The 16,056-nt window shown below is 69.0% G+C and carries 17 protein-coding genes; 12 read left to right on the top strand and 5 right to left on the bottom strand.

Features of this window, described 5'->3' with window-relative positions:
- The first annotated feature begins 23 nt into the window (after positions 1–23).
- On the top strand, positions 24–2,009 hold the full coding sequence (locus A6A40_RS04700; protein WP_063634356.1) for a lytic transglycosylase domain-containing protein: 1,986 nt from the start codon (positions 24–26) through the stop codon (positions 2,007–2,009).
- A 152-nt stretch (positions 2,010–2,161) separates the two neighbouring features.
- On the opposite strand, the gene A6A40_RS04695 is transcribed toward A6A40_RS04700, so the two are convergent.
- The 3 genes from A6A40_RS04695 to A6A40_RS04685 form a co-directional block, all read right to left on the bottom strand.
- On the bottom strand, positions 2,162–2,392 hold the full coding sequence (locus tag A6A40_RS04695) for an FmdB family zinc ribbon protein (RefSeq protein ID WP_014247450.1): 231 nt from the start codon (positions 2,390–2,392) through the stop codon (positions 2,162–2,164).
- A 104-nt stretch (positions 2,393–2,496) separates the two neighbouring features.
- Positions 2,497–2,703, bottom strand: coding sequence for a heavy-metal-associated domain-containing protein (locus A6A40_RS04690; RefSeq protein WP_063634355.1), 207 nt, complete (start codon positions 2,701–2,703; stop codon positions 2,497–2,499).
- Positions 2,704–2,730: 27 nt separating this feature from the next.
- Positions 2,731–3,870 carry a divergent polysaccharide deacetylase family protein gene (locus A6A40_RS04685; protein ID WP_236783730.1) on the bottom strand — a complete coding sequence of 380 codons (1,140 nt, stop codon included), beginning with the start codon at positions 3,868–3,870 and terminating at the stop codon, positions 2,731–2,733.
- Positions 3,871–4,007: 137 nt separating this feature from the next.
- Between A6A40_RS04685 and A6A40_RS04680 the strand changes: the two genes are divergently transcribed.
- From A6A40_RS04680 to lexA, 8 genes are all read left to right on the top strand, one after another.
- A complete protein-coding gene (locus A6A40_RS04680; protein ID WP_063634354.1) occupies positions 4,008–4,463 on the top strand; it encodes an STY0301 family protein in 456 nt (151 codons plus the stop codon).
- Between the two features lie 133 nt (positions 4,464–4,596).
- Entirely contained in the window at positions 4,597–5,205 is a 609-nt protein-coding gene (locus tag A6A40_RS04675; protein ID WP_063636120.1) for an anthranilate synthase component II, read from the top strand.
- Positions 5,202–6,236 (top strand): anthranilate phosphoribosyltransferase, encoded by a 1,035-nt coding sequence (gene trpD / locus A6A40_RS04670; RefSeq protein WP_063634353.1) that lies wholly within the window; start codon positions 5,202–5,204, stop codon positions 6,234–6,236. The genes A6A40_RS04675 and trpD overlap by 4 nt, the downstream gene beginning before the upstream one ends.
- Complete coding sequence (gene trpC, locus A6A40_RS04665; protein WP_063634352.1) at positions 6,236–7,039, top strand: indole-3-glycerol phosphate synthase TrpC; 804 nt, start codon at positions 6,236–6,238, stop codon at positions 7,037–7,039. The genes trpD and trpC overlap by 1 nt, the downstream gene beginning before the upstream one ends.
- 4 nt (positions 7,040–7,043) lie before the next feature.
- Positions 7,044–7,517, top strand: coding sequence for a GNAT family N-acetyltransferase (locus A6A40_RS04660; RefSeq protein WP_063634351.1), 474 nt, complete (start codon positions 7,044–7,046; stop codon positions 7,515–7,517).
- Entirely contained in the window at positions 7,514–8,014 is a 501-nt protein-coding gene (moaC, locus tag A6A40_RS04655) for a cyclic pyranopterin monophosphate synthase MoaC (protein WP_063634350.1), read from the top strand. The genes A6A40_RS04660 and moaC overlap by 4 nt, the downstream gene beginning before the upstream one ends.
- Positions 8,015–8,018: 4 nt before the next feature.
- Complete coding sequence (locus A6A40_RS04650; RefSeq protein WP_063634349.1) at positions 8,019–9,248, top strand: molybdopterin molybdotransferase MoeA; 1,230 nt, start codon at positions 8,019–8,021, stop codon at positions 9,246–9,248.
- A 199-nt stretch (positions 9,249–9,447) separates the two neighbouring features.
- A complete protein-coding gene (gene lexA / locus A6A40_RS04645) occupies positions 9,448–10,170 on the top strand; it encodes a transcriptional repressor LexA (protein ID WP_063634348.1) in 723 nt (240 codons plus the stop codon).
- A gap of 72 nt (positions 10,171–10,242) precedes the next feature.
- Here the strand turns inward: lexA and A6A40_RS04640 are convergent, their stop codons facing one another.
- Complete coding sequence (locus A6A40_RS04640) at positions 10,243–12,396, bottom strand: ComEC/Rec2 family competence protein (protein WP_063636119.1); 2,154 nt, start codon at positions 12,394–12,396, stop codon at positions 10,243–10,245.
- Between the two features lie 156 nt (positions 12,397–12,552).
- Here A6A40_RS04640 and gltX point away from each other — a divergent pair, with 156 nt between their 5' ends.
- The 3 genes from gltX (at position 12,553) to A6A40_RS30660 (ending at position 15,569) form a co-directional block, all read left to right on the top strand.
- Entirely contained in the window at positions 12,553–13,959 is a 1,407-nt protein-coding gene (gene gltX / locus A6A40_RS04635; protein WP_063634347.1) for a glutamate--tRNA ligase, read from the top strand.
- Positions 13,960–14,059: 100 nt separating this feature from the next.
- Positions 14,060–15,373: a citrate synthase gene (gene gltA, locus A6A40_RS04630; protein WP_063634346.1), complete on the top strand. Its 1,314-nt coding sequence runs from the start codon at positions 14,060–14,062 to the stop codon at positions 15,371–15,373.
- Between the two features lie 22 nt (positions 15,374–15,395).
- On the top strand, positions 15,396–15,569 hold the full coding sequence (locus A6A40_RS30660) for a hypothetical protein (protein WP_158279276.1): 174 nt from the start codon (positions 15,396–15,398) through the stop codon (positions 15,567–15,569).
- 9 nt (positions 15,570–15,578) lie between these two features.
- On the opposite strand, the gene A6A40_RS04625 is transcribed toward A6A40_RS30660, so the two are convergent.
- Positions 15,579–15,977, bottom strand: coding sequence for a rhodanese-like domain-containing protein (locus tag A6A40_RS04625; protein ID WP_063636118.1), 399 nt, complete (start codon positions 15,975–15,977; stop codon positions 15,579–15,581).
- Positions 15,978–16,056 lie beyond the last annotated feature (79 nt).

Below are 16,056 nucleotides of genomic sequence, written 5' to 3'. Positions count from 1 at the left end.
GTCGGCTTAGCTGGAAAAAAGAGTTGCGCACATTATCCCTCCCCGCCGCCCTCGGCAAGAGCGCCCGGACCGCTGTTTTCGCGGGTCTCCTCACCCTTATCGCCGCGGTTCCCGGCGCCCTGCCCGCCGCGGCGCTGAGCGCACAGGACATCGCCATCTATCGCGAGGCTTTCAAGCTCGCCGACAACGACCGGCTTGCCGAGGCGCTGGCAACGGCGACGCGTGCGCAGGACCCGTTACCGGCGAAGGTTTTGCGCTGGATGGCGCTCGCCACTCCCGGCGGCGGCAGCTTCGCCGAAATCACCGCCTTCATCCGCGACAATCCGGACTGGCCCAACATGGCGGCGCTGCGCCGTCAGGCCGAGCTGGCGATGCCCGATATCCCGCCGGCCGAGGTGGTGGAGTGGTTCCGCCAGAGCCCGCCGCAGACCAACGACGGCTTCGTCCGCCATGCCGATGCGCTGATCGCCACCGGCAGCGTGGAGCGCGCGACCGCGCTGATCCGCAAGCAATGGACCGACGCCACCTTCACCCCGGACGAGGAGGCGACCTTCCTTGCCCATTACACGCCCTATCTGCGCCCGCAGGACCACAAGGCGCGCATCGACCGGCTGCTGTGGGCCAAGCAGGAGGCGCCGGTCCGCCGGATGCTGCCCTTCTTCGACGAGGCCTATGACACGCTGATCGAGGCACGCATCGCGCTGGACGGCGACAGCCCGAACGCCGACGCGGCGCTGTCGCGCGTTGCCCCTGCACTGCGGGACGATCCCGGCCTGATGTTCGACCGCGCCCGCTATCTGCGCCGGAAGGGCGACGATGCCGGCGCGCTGGAGATCATGGCCCGCGCCGGCACCGACCTCGGCCGTCCGCAGGCCTGGTGGCCGGAGCGTCATCTGCTGGCCCGCCGGGCGATGGAACGCGGCGACTTCAACCTCGCCTACCGTCTGGTCAGCACCCACGGCATGACCGAGGGCAGCGCCTTCGCCGACGCCGAGTTCCTGTCGGGCTTCCTGGCTCTGCGCTTCCTCGACAAGCCGTCGGAGGCCTTCGCCCATTTCCACAAGCTCTACCGCTCCGTCTCGGCCCCGATCAGCAAGGCGCGCGGCGCCTACTGGTGCGGACGGGCGGCGGAGGCGCTGGGACAGACGGAGCCCGCCCGCGACTGGTATGCCAAGGCCGCGACCTACCCCACCACCTTCTACGGCCAGCTGGCCTTCCGCCATGTCTCCAACGGTGCCGTCACCCTGCCGACGCCGCCGTCGGTGTCCAGCGCCGACAGCGCCGCCTTCAACCGGCGCGAGGTGGTGCGCGTCGCCCGCCTGCTGGCGGAGATCGGCGGCAGCACCGACGACCGGCTGGGCAGCTTCGTCCGCCGCGTCAGCCTGGATGCCAAGACCCCCGCCGACTATGTTCTCGCCGCCCGGCTGGCGAGCGAGGTCGGCCGCCGCGACCTCGCCGTCGCCGCGGCCAAGGACGCGGCGCAGAACGAGGTGTTCCTGGTCGAGGCCGGCTACCCGATGATCGACGCCCGGCCGGCGGCGCCGGATCTGGCGCTGATCCACGGCATCATCCGGCAGGAGAGCACCTTCAACCCCACCATCGTCTCGTCGGCCGGCGCCCGCGGCCTGATGCAGCTGATGCCGGCCACGGCGCAGCTGGTGGCGGGCAAGCTGGGGCTCAAGCACACCAACGCCCGGCTGACCTCGGATCCAGGCTACAACGTCACGCTGGGCTCGGCCTATCTGTCGGAGCTGATCGACCGCTTCAACGGCTCCTGGGTGCTGGCCGTCGCCGGCTACAATGCCGGGCCGAACCGGGTGCGCCAGTGGCTGCAGACCTATGGCGATCCGCGGACCGAAACGGTGGACGTGGTCGACTGGATCGAGCTGATCCCGATCTCCGAGACCCGCAACTATGTCCAGCGCGTGCTGGAGGCCGTCCAGGTCTACCGCAGCCGCCTTGGTGGCGACCGGGTGGAGCCGAATCTGGACAGGGATCTGCGGCGGTAGGGGGATGGTGACCCCTCCCTCCCACGGCTTTGCCGCGGGTCCCTCCCTCCCCCGCTTTCAGCGGGAGAGGGGAGAGTTTGCATGGCGGCGGCAGTTCCCTCTCCCACTGAAAGTGGGGGAGGGTTAGGGAGGGGGCCGTTACGCCCCCACCCTCACCCCTTCGGCCGTTCCGCCCGCGAATAGTTGCTGAAATGCCCCTCCTTCGCCGCCATCCGGCGGGCCGACTGGACGACGGCGCCGGACTTGCCCTCCGGCGCCACGTTCGACAGCTGACGGGTCAGATCGGCGCTGCCGCAAGAGGGGCAGACCGGCGTTTCTCCAGAGCGCACAAGGCTCTCGAACCCATGGTCGCAGGCTTTGCAACGGTACGAGTAAAGCGGCATCGGAACCTCCCGGCACGAATCGCGTCGTACCGAGTATCCCGCAATATCCACATTCTGAAAAAGGTTTTGTTGCGCCGCACCAAGCGCGGCGAACCGCGGCGGTGTCAGGCTGCCACGCCGCCGAAGTCGAAGCCTGCGGCCTCCACCGCCTGCCGGACCACCTCGGCCGCGATGCCTCCATCCACCAGCACGGTGCCGGTCGCGAGGTCCACGGTCACGGCCGCGTCGGGCGCCGCCTTGATGATCGCGTTGGATACCGAGCGGGCGCAGCCGCCGCAGGTCATTCCATCCACCTTGTAAGCATCGGCCATCGTCACAGGGCTCCCCTCACGGTCGGGTCAGCCGCCGGCATGGTGCGTCCGCACCACCGCGCTGACCGGGACAAGTACGAAGCCACGCTTTTGCACCTCCGGTAGCCAGGACGCCAGGGCATCGATTGTCGCATCATGCGGGTGGCCGATGGCGACGGCGTAGCCCTGCCGCTTCGCCACCTGTTCCGTCTTCGCCAACTGCGCCTTGACCGCGGCGACCGTCTCCTGGTTGTCGAGGAAGATGTCGCGGCCGACCCAGGGCATCTTCATCTCCCGCGCCAGCCCGATTCCGGCGCTGTTGGGCGTCGTCCGGCTGTCCAGCCACAGCAGGCCGCGGCGATGCAGCTCGGCCAGCACGGGCGCCAGCGCGGCACGGTCGGCGGTGAAGCGGCTTCCCATATGGTTGTTGACCCCGACATAGCCGTCGAAGCTGTCCAGCGCCGCACGGGCCCGCTTCACGATCTCCCCCCGGTCGAGCGAGACCAGCAGCGCGTTCGGGCCGGGATCGGCCATCACGCTGGGTTCCATCGGCATGTGCAGCATCAGCTCGTGCCCATTGGCCCGCGCCGCCCTGGCCTGGACCTGGAGGTCGCGGGCGTAGGGCAGCCAGGACAGCGTCAGCGGCCCACGCAGGCCCGCCATCCTGGTCGAGCGCTTGCGGTCCAGCCCCATGTCGTCGATGACGATGGCGATCATCGGCCTGCCCTGCGGCACCTCGGCCGGCAGCGCGTTCTTGCGCCACAGCGCGGCGTTGCCGGGCGGAGCCTGCACCTGCGGCGGTTGGCTGGGCGGAGCGGGCGGCGGCAGCATCGCCACGGTCGTCGCCGCCGGACGGGAGTCGGCCTGCGCCGGCTTCTCCGCCGCCGTCTGGCCGGGAGCTTCGGCTTCGGGCTGAGCCGCAGAGCGCGGGGGTGCGGCAGGCGGCTCCGCCTTCGTCATCGGCACCGGAGGCGGCTGGACAGTCTGCTGGGCCGCCTGCTGCACCGGCGCCGGCTTGACCGCCTCGCCGCCGGACAGTCCGCCGGTCAGCGTCGCCACCCCCATCGCCACGGCGAACACCGCGGCGACGGCCAACAGCGCCAGGACGAAGGGGTTGGACAGGACGGGGGGAAGCGGAGACTTGCGGGCTTTCAAAGGCGCCTTGCGGGCCATGGTGACGATGTCCATCCTGCGACCGGGGCGCCGCACAGTGGCACCCTGCCGCCGCGACCGCAATCGCCCAATCGGCGCAGGACGCCGCTGCGGCGCTGCCTGTCCTGCCCGGCCGAGCCCATTTGCAAGAGTCCACCCGAAGAGTCCGCCAGATGCGTCCCATCTTTGTCATCGCCGCCCTGCTTCCGACCGCCGCCGCGACTCCGGCGCCGGCCGCCCAGGGGCTGGACTGCCCGGCCAGCCTCACTGTCCAGGCGCAGCCCGATGCCCCCGGCGGCTGGTCGCCCTACCCCGGCCGCGACAGCCACAGCTTCGCCGGCATCTCCATCGTCGAGGGCGACCGCGCCAGTCAGATGACCTCCGCCGCCCCCGCCACGCTCGCCCCCGACCGCGAGGTGCGGCGCGGGCGCAGCATCGTCCAGGTCTGGGAGTTCTCCGGCTCGCGGCGCGAGACCGTCTTCCTGCTCTGCCGCTACCGCAACACCCAGGCGACGCTGGCCGCCGACCTGCCGCGCCACATCCGCCGCTGCACCCTGACGCTGGAAACCGACATCCGCGGCGCCGTCCTGGACGAGCCGAAGACACTGCCGCAGCTCGACTGCCGTTGATGCCCCGGAGTTCTGCGCGGAGGCTGGAAATCCGCCCACTCAGCGGCTAGGGTGTCGGTCGTTGGAACAGGGCCGGAACGGCTCGGACGACCCGGGCGAAGGTGGCCGGGCAAAGGTGGAAGGCGGAAGGCGCATGCTGCTGCTCATCGACAACTACGACAGCTTTACCTACAACCTCGTCCATTATCTGGGCGAGCTTGGCGCCGACGTGCAGGTCCGCCGCAACGACGCCCTGACGGTCGAGGAGGCGATGGCGCTGCGGCCCGACGGCATCGTGCTGTCGCCCGGCCCCTGCGACCCCGACCGCGCCGGCATCTGTCTTCCGCTGATCGACGCCGCCGCCAAGGCCCGCCTGCCGCTGATGGGCGTCTGCCTCGGCCACCAGTCCATCGGCCAGGCCTTCGGCGGCCGGGTGATCCGCGCGCCGGTCCCCATGCATGGCAAGGTCGACAACATCCGGCACGAGGGTCGCGGCGTTCTGGCCGGACTTCCCAGCCCGTTCCGCGCCACCCGCTACCACTCGCTGATCGTCGAGCGCGAGACGCTGCCCGCCTGCCTGGAAGTGACCGGCGAGACCGCCGACGGCCTCATCATGGCGCTGGCCCACCGCGAGCTGCCGATCCACGGCGTGCAGTTCCATCCCGAGAGCATCGAGAGCGAGCACGGCCACAAGATCCTGCAGAACTTCCTGGATTTGACCCGCCCCCGCCCGGAACGCGCGGGCCTGGAGACCGCGGCATGAGCGGCGATCTCGGCGATATGAAGGCCATCCTGGGCAAGGTCGCCACCGGCGCCGCCCTGACCGAGGCCGAGGCCGGCTTCGCCTTCGACATCATCATGTCCGGCAACGCCACCCCGTCGCAGATGGGCGGCTTCCTGATGGCTCTGCGCGTCCGTGGCGAGACTGTGGACGAGATCGCCGGCGCCGCCCGCGTCATGCGCGCAAAGGCGATCCCGGTCGAGGCACCTCCCGGCACCATCGACACCTGCGGCACCGGCGGCGACGGCGTCGGCACCTACAACATCTCCACCGCCGCGGCGCTGGTGGTGTCGTCCTGCGGCGTGCCGGTCGCCAAGCACGGCAACCGCGCCATCTCGTCGAAGTCCGGTGCCGCCGACGTGCTGGGCTCGCTGGGCGTCAATCTCGACTGCGACTTCGCGCTGGTGCGCAAGGCGCTGTGGGATGCCGGCATCGCCTTCCTGATGGCGCCGCGCCACCACCTTGCCATGCGCAACGTCGGCCCCACCCGCGTCGAGCTCGGCACCCGCACCGTCTTCAACCTGCTGGGTCCGCTCGCCAACCCGGCGACCGCCAGGCGGCAGGTTCTCGGCGTATTCTCCAAGCAGTGGGTGGAGCCGCTGGCTCATGTGCTCAAGCGGCTGGGCTCAGAAACGGCCTGGGTCGTCCATGGCTCCGACGGGTTGGACGAGATCACCACCACCGGCCCCACCACCGTCGCCCAGCTGAAGGACGGCGAGGTGACGGTGTTCGAGGTGACACCGGAGGATGCCGGCCTGCCCCGCGCCAGGATCGAGGACCTCAAGGGCGGCGACGCCCAGGTCAATGCCGAGGCGATCCACGCCCTGTTCGACGGGGTGCGCAGCCCCTACCGCGACATCGTGCTGCTGAACGCCGCCGCCGCCCTGCTGGTGGCCGGCAAGGCCGCGACGCTGAAGGAGGGCGTGGCGATGGCCGCCGACGCCATCGACAGCGGCGGCGCCCGCGACCGCCTGCGCCGGCTGGTCGCCATCACCAACGAGGCGGTGGCCTGATGAGCGACGTTCTGACCCGCATCAACGACGACAAGCGCGCGCTGGTCGCCTCCCGCAAGGCCGCCCGCCCATTGTCGGAGGTCGAGGCCGCCGCCAGGGCCGCCAACGAGACCAACCCGCCGCGCGGCTTCATCCGGGCGCTCGGCGCCGCGGTCGAGGCCGGGCGCTATGGCCTGATCGCCGAGATCAAGAAGGCGAGCCCGTCCAAGGGCCTGATCCGCGCCGACTTCGATCCGCCGGCGCTCGCCCGCGCCTACCGCGACGGCGGGGCGACCTGCCTGTCGGTTCTGACCGACGAGCCCTATTTCCAGGGCAAGGACGAGTATCTGGTCGCCGCCCGCGCCGCTGTCGATCTGCCGGTGCTGCGCAAGGACTTCATGGTCGATCCCTATCAGATCGTCGAGGCCCGCGCGCTGGGTGCCGACTGCATCCTCATCATCATGGCCTCCCTGTCCGATGCCCAGGCGGCGGAGATCGAGGACGCCGCGATATCCCAGGGCCTCGACGTGCTGGTGGAGGTGCATGACCGCGCCGAACTCGACCGCGCGCTGCTGCTGAAGACTCCGCTGCTGGGCGTCAACAACCGCAACCTCAAGACTCTGGCCGTCGATATCGCGACGACGGAGGAGCTGGCGGCCAATGTGCCGGCCGACCGCATGCTGGTCGCCGAAAGCGGGCTCTACACCCCCGCAGATCTGGCCCGGATGGCGAAGGTCGGGGCGCGCTGCTTCCTTGTCGGAGAATCGCTGATGCGGCAGGCCGACGTGACCGCCGCGACCCGCGCCCTGCTGGCTCCGGTCTAAACCGATGACCGACGTCACCATCGCGGCGGAAAGCCCGCGCCAGGACGCCGTGATCGCGCTGGTCGCCGCACTGGACCGTTATCTGCTCGACCTCTATCCGGCCGATACCTGCCACCTGCTCGACATAGGGGAGCGGGAGGCGCCTGACCTGCGCTTCTTCGTCGCCCGCAAGGATGGCGTTCCTGTCGGCTGCGCCGCGCTCCGCGTCGATCCCTCGGGCTATGGCGAGATCAAGCGGATGTATGTCGATCCCGCCGCCCGCGGCCATCGCATCGGCGACCGCCTGCTCGCCCGGCTGGAGGAACAGGCGCGGGCGGAGGGGTTGGCCGCCCTGCTGCTGGAATCCGGCATCCACCAGCACGAGGCGCTGGCGCTCTACCGCAAGGCCGGCTTCACCGACCGCGGCCCCTACGCCTGCTACGAAAACAACGGCGTCAGCGTCTTCATGGAAAAATCCCTGCGGGAGACCGTCGCATGAGCGGCTTCACCCATTTCGACGCCGAGGGCAAGGCGGTGATGGTGGACGTCTCCGACAAGGCGGACACCGAACGCACGGCCACCGCCGCCGCCACCGTGCTGATGCAGCCGGAAACCCTGGCGCTCATCATGCAAGGCGGGGTGAAGAAGGGCGACGTGCTGTCGGTCGCCCGGCTGGCCGGCATCATGGGGGCCAAGCGCACGCCGGACCTGATCCCGCTCTGCCATCCGCTGATGCTGACCTCGGTCAAGGTCGACCTGTCCTGCGATCCGGCGCGCAACGCGGTGGACGTGACAGCCACCTGCAAGCTGAAGGGACAGACGGGGGTGGAGATGGAGGCGCTGACCGCGGTCACGATCGCCGCGCTGACCGTTTACGACATGTGCAAGGCGGTGGACCGCGGCATGACCGTCACCGATGTCCGCCTTCTGCACAAGGCCGGCGGCAAGAGCGGCGAGTGGGGGTCTGCCGCAACCGCTCCCACAACCGGAGCCTGACGCCGTGATCTCCGTCGCAGAGGCGCGCGCCCGCATCCTGTCGGCCTTCGCTCCCCTGCCGGCGGAGACGGTGGCCCTGCCCGACGCGCTCGGCCGCGTGCTGGCCGAACCGGTGGTCGCCCGGCTGACCCAGCCGCCCTTCCATGCCGCCGCGATGGATGGCTGGGCCGTGCGCGCCGACGACATCGCCGCCGCGGCCGCCAACTCTCCCGTCCCCCTGCGCCGCATCGGCGAATCCTCCGCCGGCCATGCGTTCGGCGGCAGCGTCGGCCCCGGCGAGGCGGTGCGCATCTTCACCGGCGCGCCGATGCCCGATGGCGCCGACGCCGTGGTGATGCAGGAGGATTGCAGCGCCGACGAATCCAGCGTCCAGGTCGGCCGCGCCGTGGTTGCCGGCCGCTTTGTCCGCGAGGCCGGCTTCGACTTTGTCCATGGGCAGGAGCTTCTGCCGAAAGGCCGCCGCCTGACCGCCCGCGACATCGCGCTGGCCGCTGGCGGCAACGTGCCCTGGCTGTCGGTCCACCGCCGGCCGCGCATCGCCATTCTTGCCACCGGCGACGAGATCGCCCTGCCCGGCGACCCGCTGGGGCCGAGCCAGATCGTCAGCACCAACGCGCTCGGCCTCTGCGCGCTTGTGACCGCACAGGGTGGGCTGGCCCACAATCTGGGCGTCGCCAAGGACACGCCGGAGAGTGTCGCCGCTTTGGCGAAGGGCGCCGCCGGCTGCGACCTGCTGGTCACCACCGGCGGCGCCGCCCATGGCGACTACGACCTCGTGCGCGACGTGCTGGCCGAGCGTGGGGTGGCGCTGGAGGTGCAGACGGTGGCGATGCGGCCGGGAAAGGCGCTGATGTTCGGCCGGGCCGGGTCGGTGCCTCTGCTGGGCCTGCCCGGCAATCCGGTGTCCACCGGCGTCACCGCCGTCCTGTTCCTGCGCCCGATCCTACGCCTGCTGCAGGGGTTGTCGCCCGAAGACGACGGCCTGCCGCTGCGCGCCCGCCTGACCGTCGGGTTGAAGGCCAACGACCGGCGCGAGGAGTATCTGCGCGCCACGCTCGCCGCCGGCCCGGACGGTGTCCTGGCCGTCACGCCCTTCGCCCGGCAGGACAGCGCCATCACCTCGCTCTACGCCAAGGCCGACTGCCTGATCCCACGCACAGCCCATGCCGACCCGGAACCGGCCGGCGCCATGGTGGCCGTGCTTCCCCTGACCGATGGAGCGCTCAGCATATAGTCTTGGGAGACAACCCCCGGACGGCGGATGGAACAATTGAACAGCATCCCGAAAACCGTTTCACGCTGTTTCAAATGTTCCGTTCAAGTTCTAAAACAAGGCGATGGGGGACTTGACGCGTGGCAGGAACCAAACTAGAACATGGAGCAACGTTTAGTTTTTGTTCCATCTTCAGTCTGGCGACGGCCGGGAGGCATCCATGCTCACGCGCAAGCAGCACGAATTGCTGCTCTTCATCCACGAACGGCTTGGCCAGGGTGGCGTCTCGCCGTCGTTCGACGAGATGAAGGACGCCCTGGGGCTGAAGTCCAAGTCGGGCATCCACCGCCTCATCACCGGTCTCGAGGAACGCGGCTTCATCCGCCGCCTGCCCCACCGCGCCCGCGCGCTGGAGGTTCTGCGCCTGCCCGAGGGACTGGATGCCGCCCGCTCCCGCACCGCGCCCAAGCCGAAGTTCCAGCCCAACGTCATCAAGGGCGACTTCGCCTTCGCCGGCCGCGATGCGGCTCCGCAAGCTCCGGCCAGGACCGCGGGGAACGAGACGGTGCAGCTTCCGCTCTATGGCCGCATCGCCGCAGGTACGCCGATCGAGGCGCTGCGCGACAACAGCGCCTTCGTGGACGTCCCCGCCTCCATGCTCGGCGGCGGCGACCACTACGCCCTGGAGGTGTCCGGCGACTCGATGGTGGAGGCCGGCATCCTCGACCATGACACCATCATCATCCAGCGCTGCGACGCGGCGGAGAACGGCACCATCGTCGTGGCGCTGGTGGACGAGGGCGAGGTGACGCTGAAGCGCCTGCGCCGCAAGGGCAACACCATCGCCCTGGAGCCCGCCAATGCCGCCTATGAAACCCGCATCTTCGGCGCCGACCGCGTCCGCGTGCAGGGCAAGCTGGTCGGTCTGGTGCGGAAGTACTGAGTTGCTGTTGCCCCCTCTCCCGCAAAGCGGGGGAGGGATGGGGAGGGGGCAAGCGTTAGGAAGGGGGCAACATCACCTCCCCCCGGTCCAAGGCCGTTCCCCCCGCAGCCCCCGCACCGTCTCAACCTCTATTCCGCCCGCCGTCACCCTCAGCGCATGCGCTCCCTCATGCCGCAGGGACCAGCGGTCGACCACCACCCCGGACCGGCATCCCCGAGCCACCGCGGCCGTCACCACCGCATCGGTCGTCCCGCAATCCTCGTCCAGTGCATCCGGCAACCGCGGCAGGGCGACCGTCCTCCCCTTCACCCGGTACAGGCATCCCAGCAGGTCGCAACTCAGCGACCGTTCCCCCTCGCTCCACCCCCCCGCCACAGGCCAGGGATCGGCGGCGGTGCGTTCGCCATCGCGTTCCCGCCATGTCTCCGTCACCCGCCCGCCGGTCTTCCCCGAAGCACTGAGGCGACCGTCCGGCGTCCGCACCGCCATCACCGTCCCATCTGCCGCCACCAGCACGTCCGGCCGGGTCACCAATGCCGGTGACGCCAACCCTGCCATGATCGGCAGCAGCCCCAGCCAGCGCCACCGCCTCGTCCAGAGGCACAGCCAGATTCCACCCAGAACCAGCACCGCAAAGCCTTCCACCGGCATCGCCGGCACGGTGATCGACGCCCAGGGCAGGCGGCCGAAGAACTCCGCCGTCCAGATCACCGCCCGGTCGCCCCAGTTCATCGCGATCAGTGCCGGCGCCTCCAGCCCGAAGGGCATCAGGGCATAGGCGATGAGGCTCCATGGCATGACCCAGAAGGAGGTGATGGGAATGGCGATCAGATTGGACAGCACGCCATAGAAGGCGATCTGCTGAAAATGGAAGAGCGCGAACGGCAGCGTCGCCAGCGTCGCCACCACACTGGTCAACAGGATGCCGCCGACATAGAGCAGGCCGCGCAGAAGCCATCCCGCCTCGCTGCGCCATTCCGCCATCCGCGAACTGCCGCGCTCGAAGGCGGCGATCAGCGCCACCACCGCCGCGAATGACATCTGAAAGCTGGGGCCGAGCATCCCCTCCGGATCCATGGCGATGGTGACCAGTCCGGCGAAGGCGACCAGCCGCATGCTCAGCGGGTGGCGGTCCAGCATGATCGCGCCCATGATCATGCCCGTCATCAGCACTGACCGCACCGTCGGCAGCGGCGCACCGACCAGCAGCGTATAGGCGAGCGCCGACAGGATGCCGAACAGCGCCGCGATCTTCTTGATCGGCCAGCGCAGGGCCGCATACGGCACCAGCGCCAGCAGGGCGCGGGCGACATAGAACAGGATGCCGGCAGCGATCCCCACATGCAGGCCGGAGATCGACAGCAGATGCGCCAACCCGCTGTTGCGGAAATCCTCCAGCGTCCCATCCGGGATGCCGAACTGCTCCCCATTCAGCAGCGCCGTGGTGACGCTGGCCTCCACCGGGTCGGCGATGGCCGCAGTCACCCGCTCGGCGATTGCACCGCGCGCGCGCTCGAAGGCAACCGTCACCACGCGCCAGCCCGTGACCGGCGGCGCCTCGACCACGTCCACCGCACCTGTGGCGAAGCCAGTGCCGCCCAGTTCCATGAACCAGGCCCGCCGCTGGAAATCGAAGGCCCCCGGTTCGGCGGGAGCCTGGGGCGGCAGCAGCGTGGCGCGCAGGCTCACCACCGATCCGGGCTCCGGCCCGGCATGGCGATCCGACAGGCGGATGCGCAGGGCAGCCGGTGTCTGTTCCGGCGGCAGGCGGCTGACGGTCGGATCCCGCAGGGTGATGCGGACGGCACCCGGCCGGCGCTCCACCGCCATCACGCGTCCGGTGACGGTTGCGCTGGTGATGACGCGGGTCAGCACCGGCGCCGCCACCCGCGCGCTGTGGCCCTGCGCCACCAGGAACCCCGCCGCCACCATCATCAATGCCATCACCGCACCGAACAGCGCGAACCAGCGCCGCAGGACCAGAAGCAGGACAGTGCAGCCCCCACAGGCCGCCGCTCCGGCCCACCAGTCCGGCTCCCTCATCAAGCCGAAATACAGCGCCACTCCCGCCCCGAAGGCGACCGGAAGCCACAGGACCCACCGGTCGCCCTCCGCCTCCGCCACAGCCGCGAGTCGCCGCCCGATGTGAAACCACAGGCGCCGCCACCTCCCACCGGATGCAGCGGGACCGTCCGTCTCCTCGTCCGGCCATCCGGCGACGGTCACCGGCAACGGCCTCCCGGCGCAGCGATGCCGCCCGCGTGCCCCTCAACGACCGTCCATGCGCGCATCGCATTGCCTCCCAACCCGGTGGCTGTGTTAAACCACGGTGTCGAACCACCGGCGCATCATACCAGCGCCGAACCGGAAATTGAGAGACCGATGACCGTCGTCACCCGCTTCGCTCCGTCGCCGACCGGCTTTCTGCACATCGGCGGTGGCCGCACCGCCCTGTTCAACTGGCTGTACGCCCGCAACACCGGCGGCAAGTTCCTGCTGCGGATCGAAGACACCGACCGGCAACGCTCGACCCAGGCGGCGGTCGACGCCATCCTGGACGGGCTGCAGTGGCTGGGCCTGGATTGGGATGGCGACGCGGTCAGCCAGTTCGAGCGCAAGGACCGCCATGCCGAGGTGGCGCACCAGATGCTGGCTGCCGGCAAGGCCTACCGCTGCTATTGCAGCCCGGAAGAGCTGGAGGAGATGCGCGCCGCCCAGAAGGCCGCCGGCCAGCCGATGCGCTATGACGGCCGCTGGCGCGACCGTCCCGAATCCGACGCGCCTCCCGGCGTCGCTCCGGTGATCCGGCTGAAGGCGCCGCAGGAAGGCCAGACGGTCCTGAACGATCTCGTCCAGGGGGAGGTCACGGTGCAGAACGCCCAGTTGGATGACCTGATCCTGCTGCGCGCCGACGGCACGCCGACCTATCTGCTGGCGGTGGTGGTGGACGACCACGACATGAACGTCACCCACGTCATCCGCGGCGACGACCATCTGACCAACACCTTCCGCCAGATCCAGATCTTCAACGCCATGGGCTGGGACCTGCCGCGCTTCGGCCACATCCCGCTGATCCATGGACCGGATGGCGCCAAGCTGTCAAAACGTCACGGCGCGCTGGGCGTCGATGCCTACCGCGACATGGGCTATCTGCCGGAAGCCGTGCGCAACTACCTGCTGCGGCTCGGCTGGTCGCATGGCGACGACGAGATCATCTCGACCGAACAGGCCATCGAATGGTTCAATCTGGAGAGCATCGGCCGCTCGCCCTCGCGGTTCGATTTCGCCAAGCTGGAAAACCTGAACGCCCACTACATGCGTCTGGCTGACGATTCCCGGCTGGTCGGGCTGATCGCCCCGCGGCTGGAGGCGGACCTGGGCCGCAGTCTGACCGATGCGGATCGCGACCTTCTGACACGGGCGATGAACGGCCTGAAGCAGCGCGCCCGCACCGTCGTCGATCTGGCGCAGAGCGCCCGCTTCTACGTCGCTGCGCAGCCGCTCGGCTATGACGAAAAAGCATCCGCCCTGCTGGACGAAAAGGGCCGCGGGCTGTTGAGGGAGTTGGCCGAAGCCTTTGCCGGCGAACCGGACTTCACCGCCGCTGCACTGGAGGCTCAGGTCCGCGCCTTCGCCGAGGCACGAGGCGAAAAACTGGGCAAGGTGGCGCAGCCGCTGCGCGCCGCGCTGACCGGTTCGACGGTGTCGCCGCCGATCTTCGAGGTGGCTGAGTTGCTGGGCCGTGAGGCGACGCTTTCTCGCATCCGCGATGCAGCGGGTGCAGCATAATGGTCATTTCCGTGCGTTGCCATCGGGCTGCCATGGAACTATGCTGCGCCGACGAAAAAAGGGCACCAAGCCCGACCCTCAACGATAAGGACGTGCCGAGATGACCCAGACCGAGGACGGCAAGGACACCGTTACCCTCATCGACAATAAAACGGGCAAGCAGGTCACGATGCCGATCCTGCACGGCAGCGTCGGGCCGAGCGTGATCGACATCCGCAAGCTCTACGCCGCGACCGGCTATTTCACCTACGATCCGGGCTTCACTTCCACCGGCAGCTGCGAGTCGGGCATCACCTACATCGACGGCGACGAGGGTGTCCTGCTGCACCGCGGCTACGCCATCGACGAGCTGGCCGAGAACTCCACCTTCCCGGAAGTCTGCTTCCTCCTGCTCAACAACCACCTGCCGACCGCTGCAGAGCGCACGGATTTCGAAAACATCCTGCGCCGCCACTCGATGGTGCACGAGCAGCTGACCAAGTTTTACAGCGGCTTCCGCCGTGACGCCCACCCGATGGCGATCATGTGCGGCGTCGTCGGCGCCCTGTCGGCCTTCTATCACGACTCGCTGGACATCAACGATCCGCAGGAGCGCAAGATCGCCGCGCACCGTCTGATCGCCAAGATGCCGACGATCGCGGCGATGGCCTACAAGTATTCGACCGGCCAGCCCTTCATGTACCCGCGCAACGACCTGTCGTACGCGGAGAACTTCCTCTACATGACCTTCGGAACGCCCTGCGAGCCGTTCAAGGTCAACCCGATCCTGTCCAAGGCGATGGACAAGATCTTCATCCTGCATGCCGACCACGAACAGAACGCCTCGACCTCCACCGTCCGTCTGGCCGGTTCGTCGGGCGCCAACCCGTTCGCCTGCATCGCCGCCGGCATCGCCTCGCTGTGGGGTCCGGCCCATGGCGGCGCGAACGAAGCCGTGCTGAAGATGCTGGAGGAGATCGGTTCGGTCGACCGGATCCCCGAGTTCGTCCGCCGCGCCAAGGACAAGAACGACAGCTTCCGTCTGATGGGCTTCGGCCACCGCGTCTACAAGAACTACGACCCGCGCGCCCAGGTCATGCGCCAGACCTGCCACGAGGTTCTCGGCGAGCTCGGCATCAAGGACGAGCCGCTGCTGGACATCGCGATGGAACTGGAGAAGATCGCGCTGTCGGACGAGTACTTCATCGAGAAGAAGCTCTACCCGAACGTCGATTTCTATTCGGGCATCATCCTGAAGGCGATGGGCTTCCCGACCAGCATGTTCACCGTGCTGTTCGCGCTGGCCCGCACCGTCGGCTGGATCAGCCAGTGGAAGGAGATGATCGAAGACCCGGTGCAGAAGATCGGCCGTCCGCGTCAGCTCTACACCGGCGACACCAAGCGGCCTTTCGTGCCGCTGGCCGAGCGTGGCTAACCGGCCCACAGCCCATATGGGAATGGGCGGCTCCAACGGAGCCGCCCAGGATCCCACTGCGTACATCGTTCCGGCCCGGCGCGTGCGTCTGCGCTCGCCGGCCAACGACAACCGGGCACCGCTTGGCTGGCGGGTGCGCCGGATGGTCGTTTATGTGTTGATCCTTGCCCTGATCGCCGGGATCGTTCTTATCTGAGCAAGCCGCTCAGATTGCGCTTTCCAGCGCGAAGCCTTCGTCGATCCAGCCCGTCACGCCGCCGATCATCAGCTTGACCGGCCGCCCGATCCGCGCCAGCCGCAAGGCCGCGCGATCCGCCCCGTTGCAATGGGGGCCGGCGCAGTAGACGACGAACAGCGTCCCATCATCCCATTCCGCCATCCGCCGTTCCGTTATCTTGCCATGCGGCAGGTTCAGCGCTCCCGGCACATGCCCGCCGGCGAAAGCCGCCGGTCCGCGCACGTCGAGCAGGACGAAGTCGGGACTGCCCGACTTCAACGACTCATGCACGTCCCAGCAGTCGGTCTCCAGCGACAGCTTGCGGGCGAAATGGGCGGCGGCATCTTCCGGCGACGCGGCCGGAATCTCGGTAACTGAACTGGCCATGGAACTCTCCTGATCGGTTGCCGGCCACATCATTCCAACCGCCGCTTCCGCTGGAAAGTGGCGTGACTGACAGCTATCG

It is taken from the genome of Azospirillum humicireducens, from assembly GCF_001639105.2.
Classification (GTDB): Bacteria; Pseudomonadota; Alphaproteobacteria; order Azospirillales; family Azospirillaceae; genus Azospirillum; species Azospirillum humicireducens.
The sequence above is the reverse complement of the archived record's forward strand: the minus strand, read 5'-3'. Positions and strand labels throughout refer to the sequence as shown.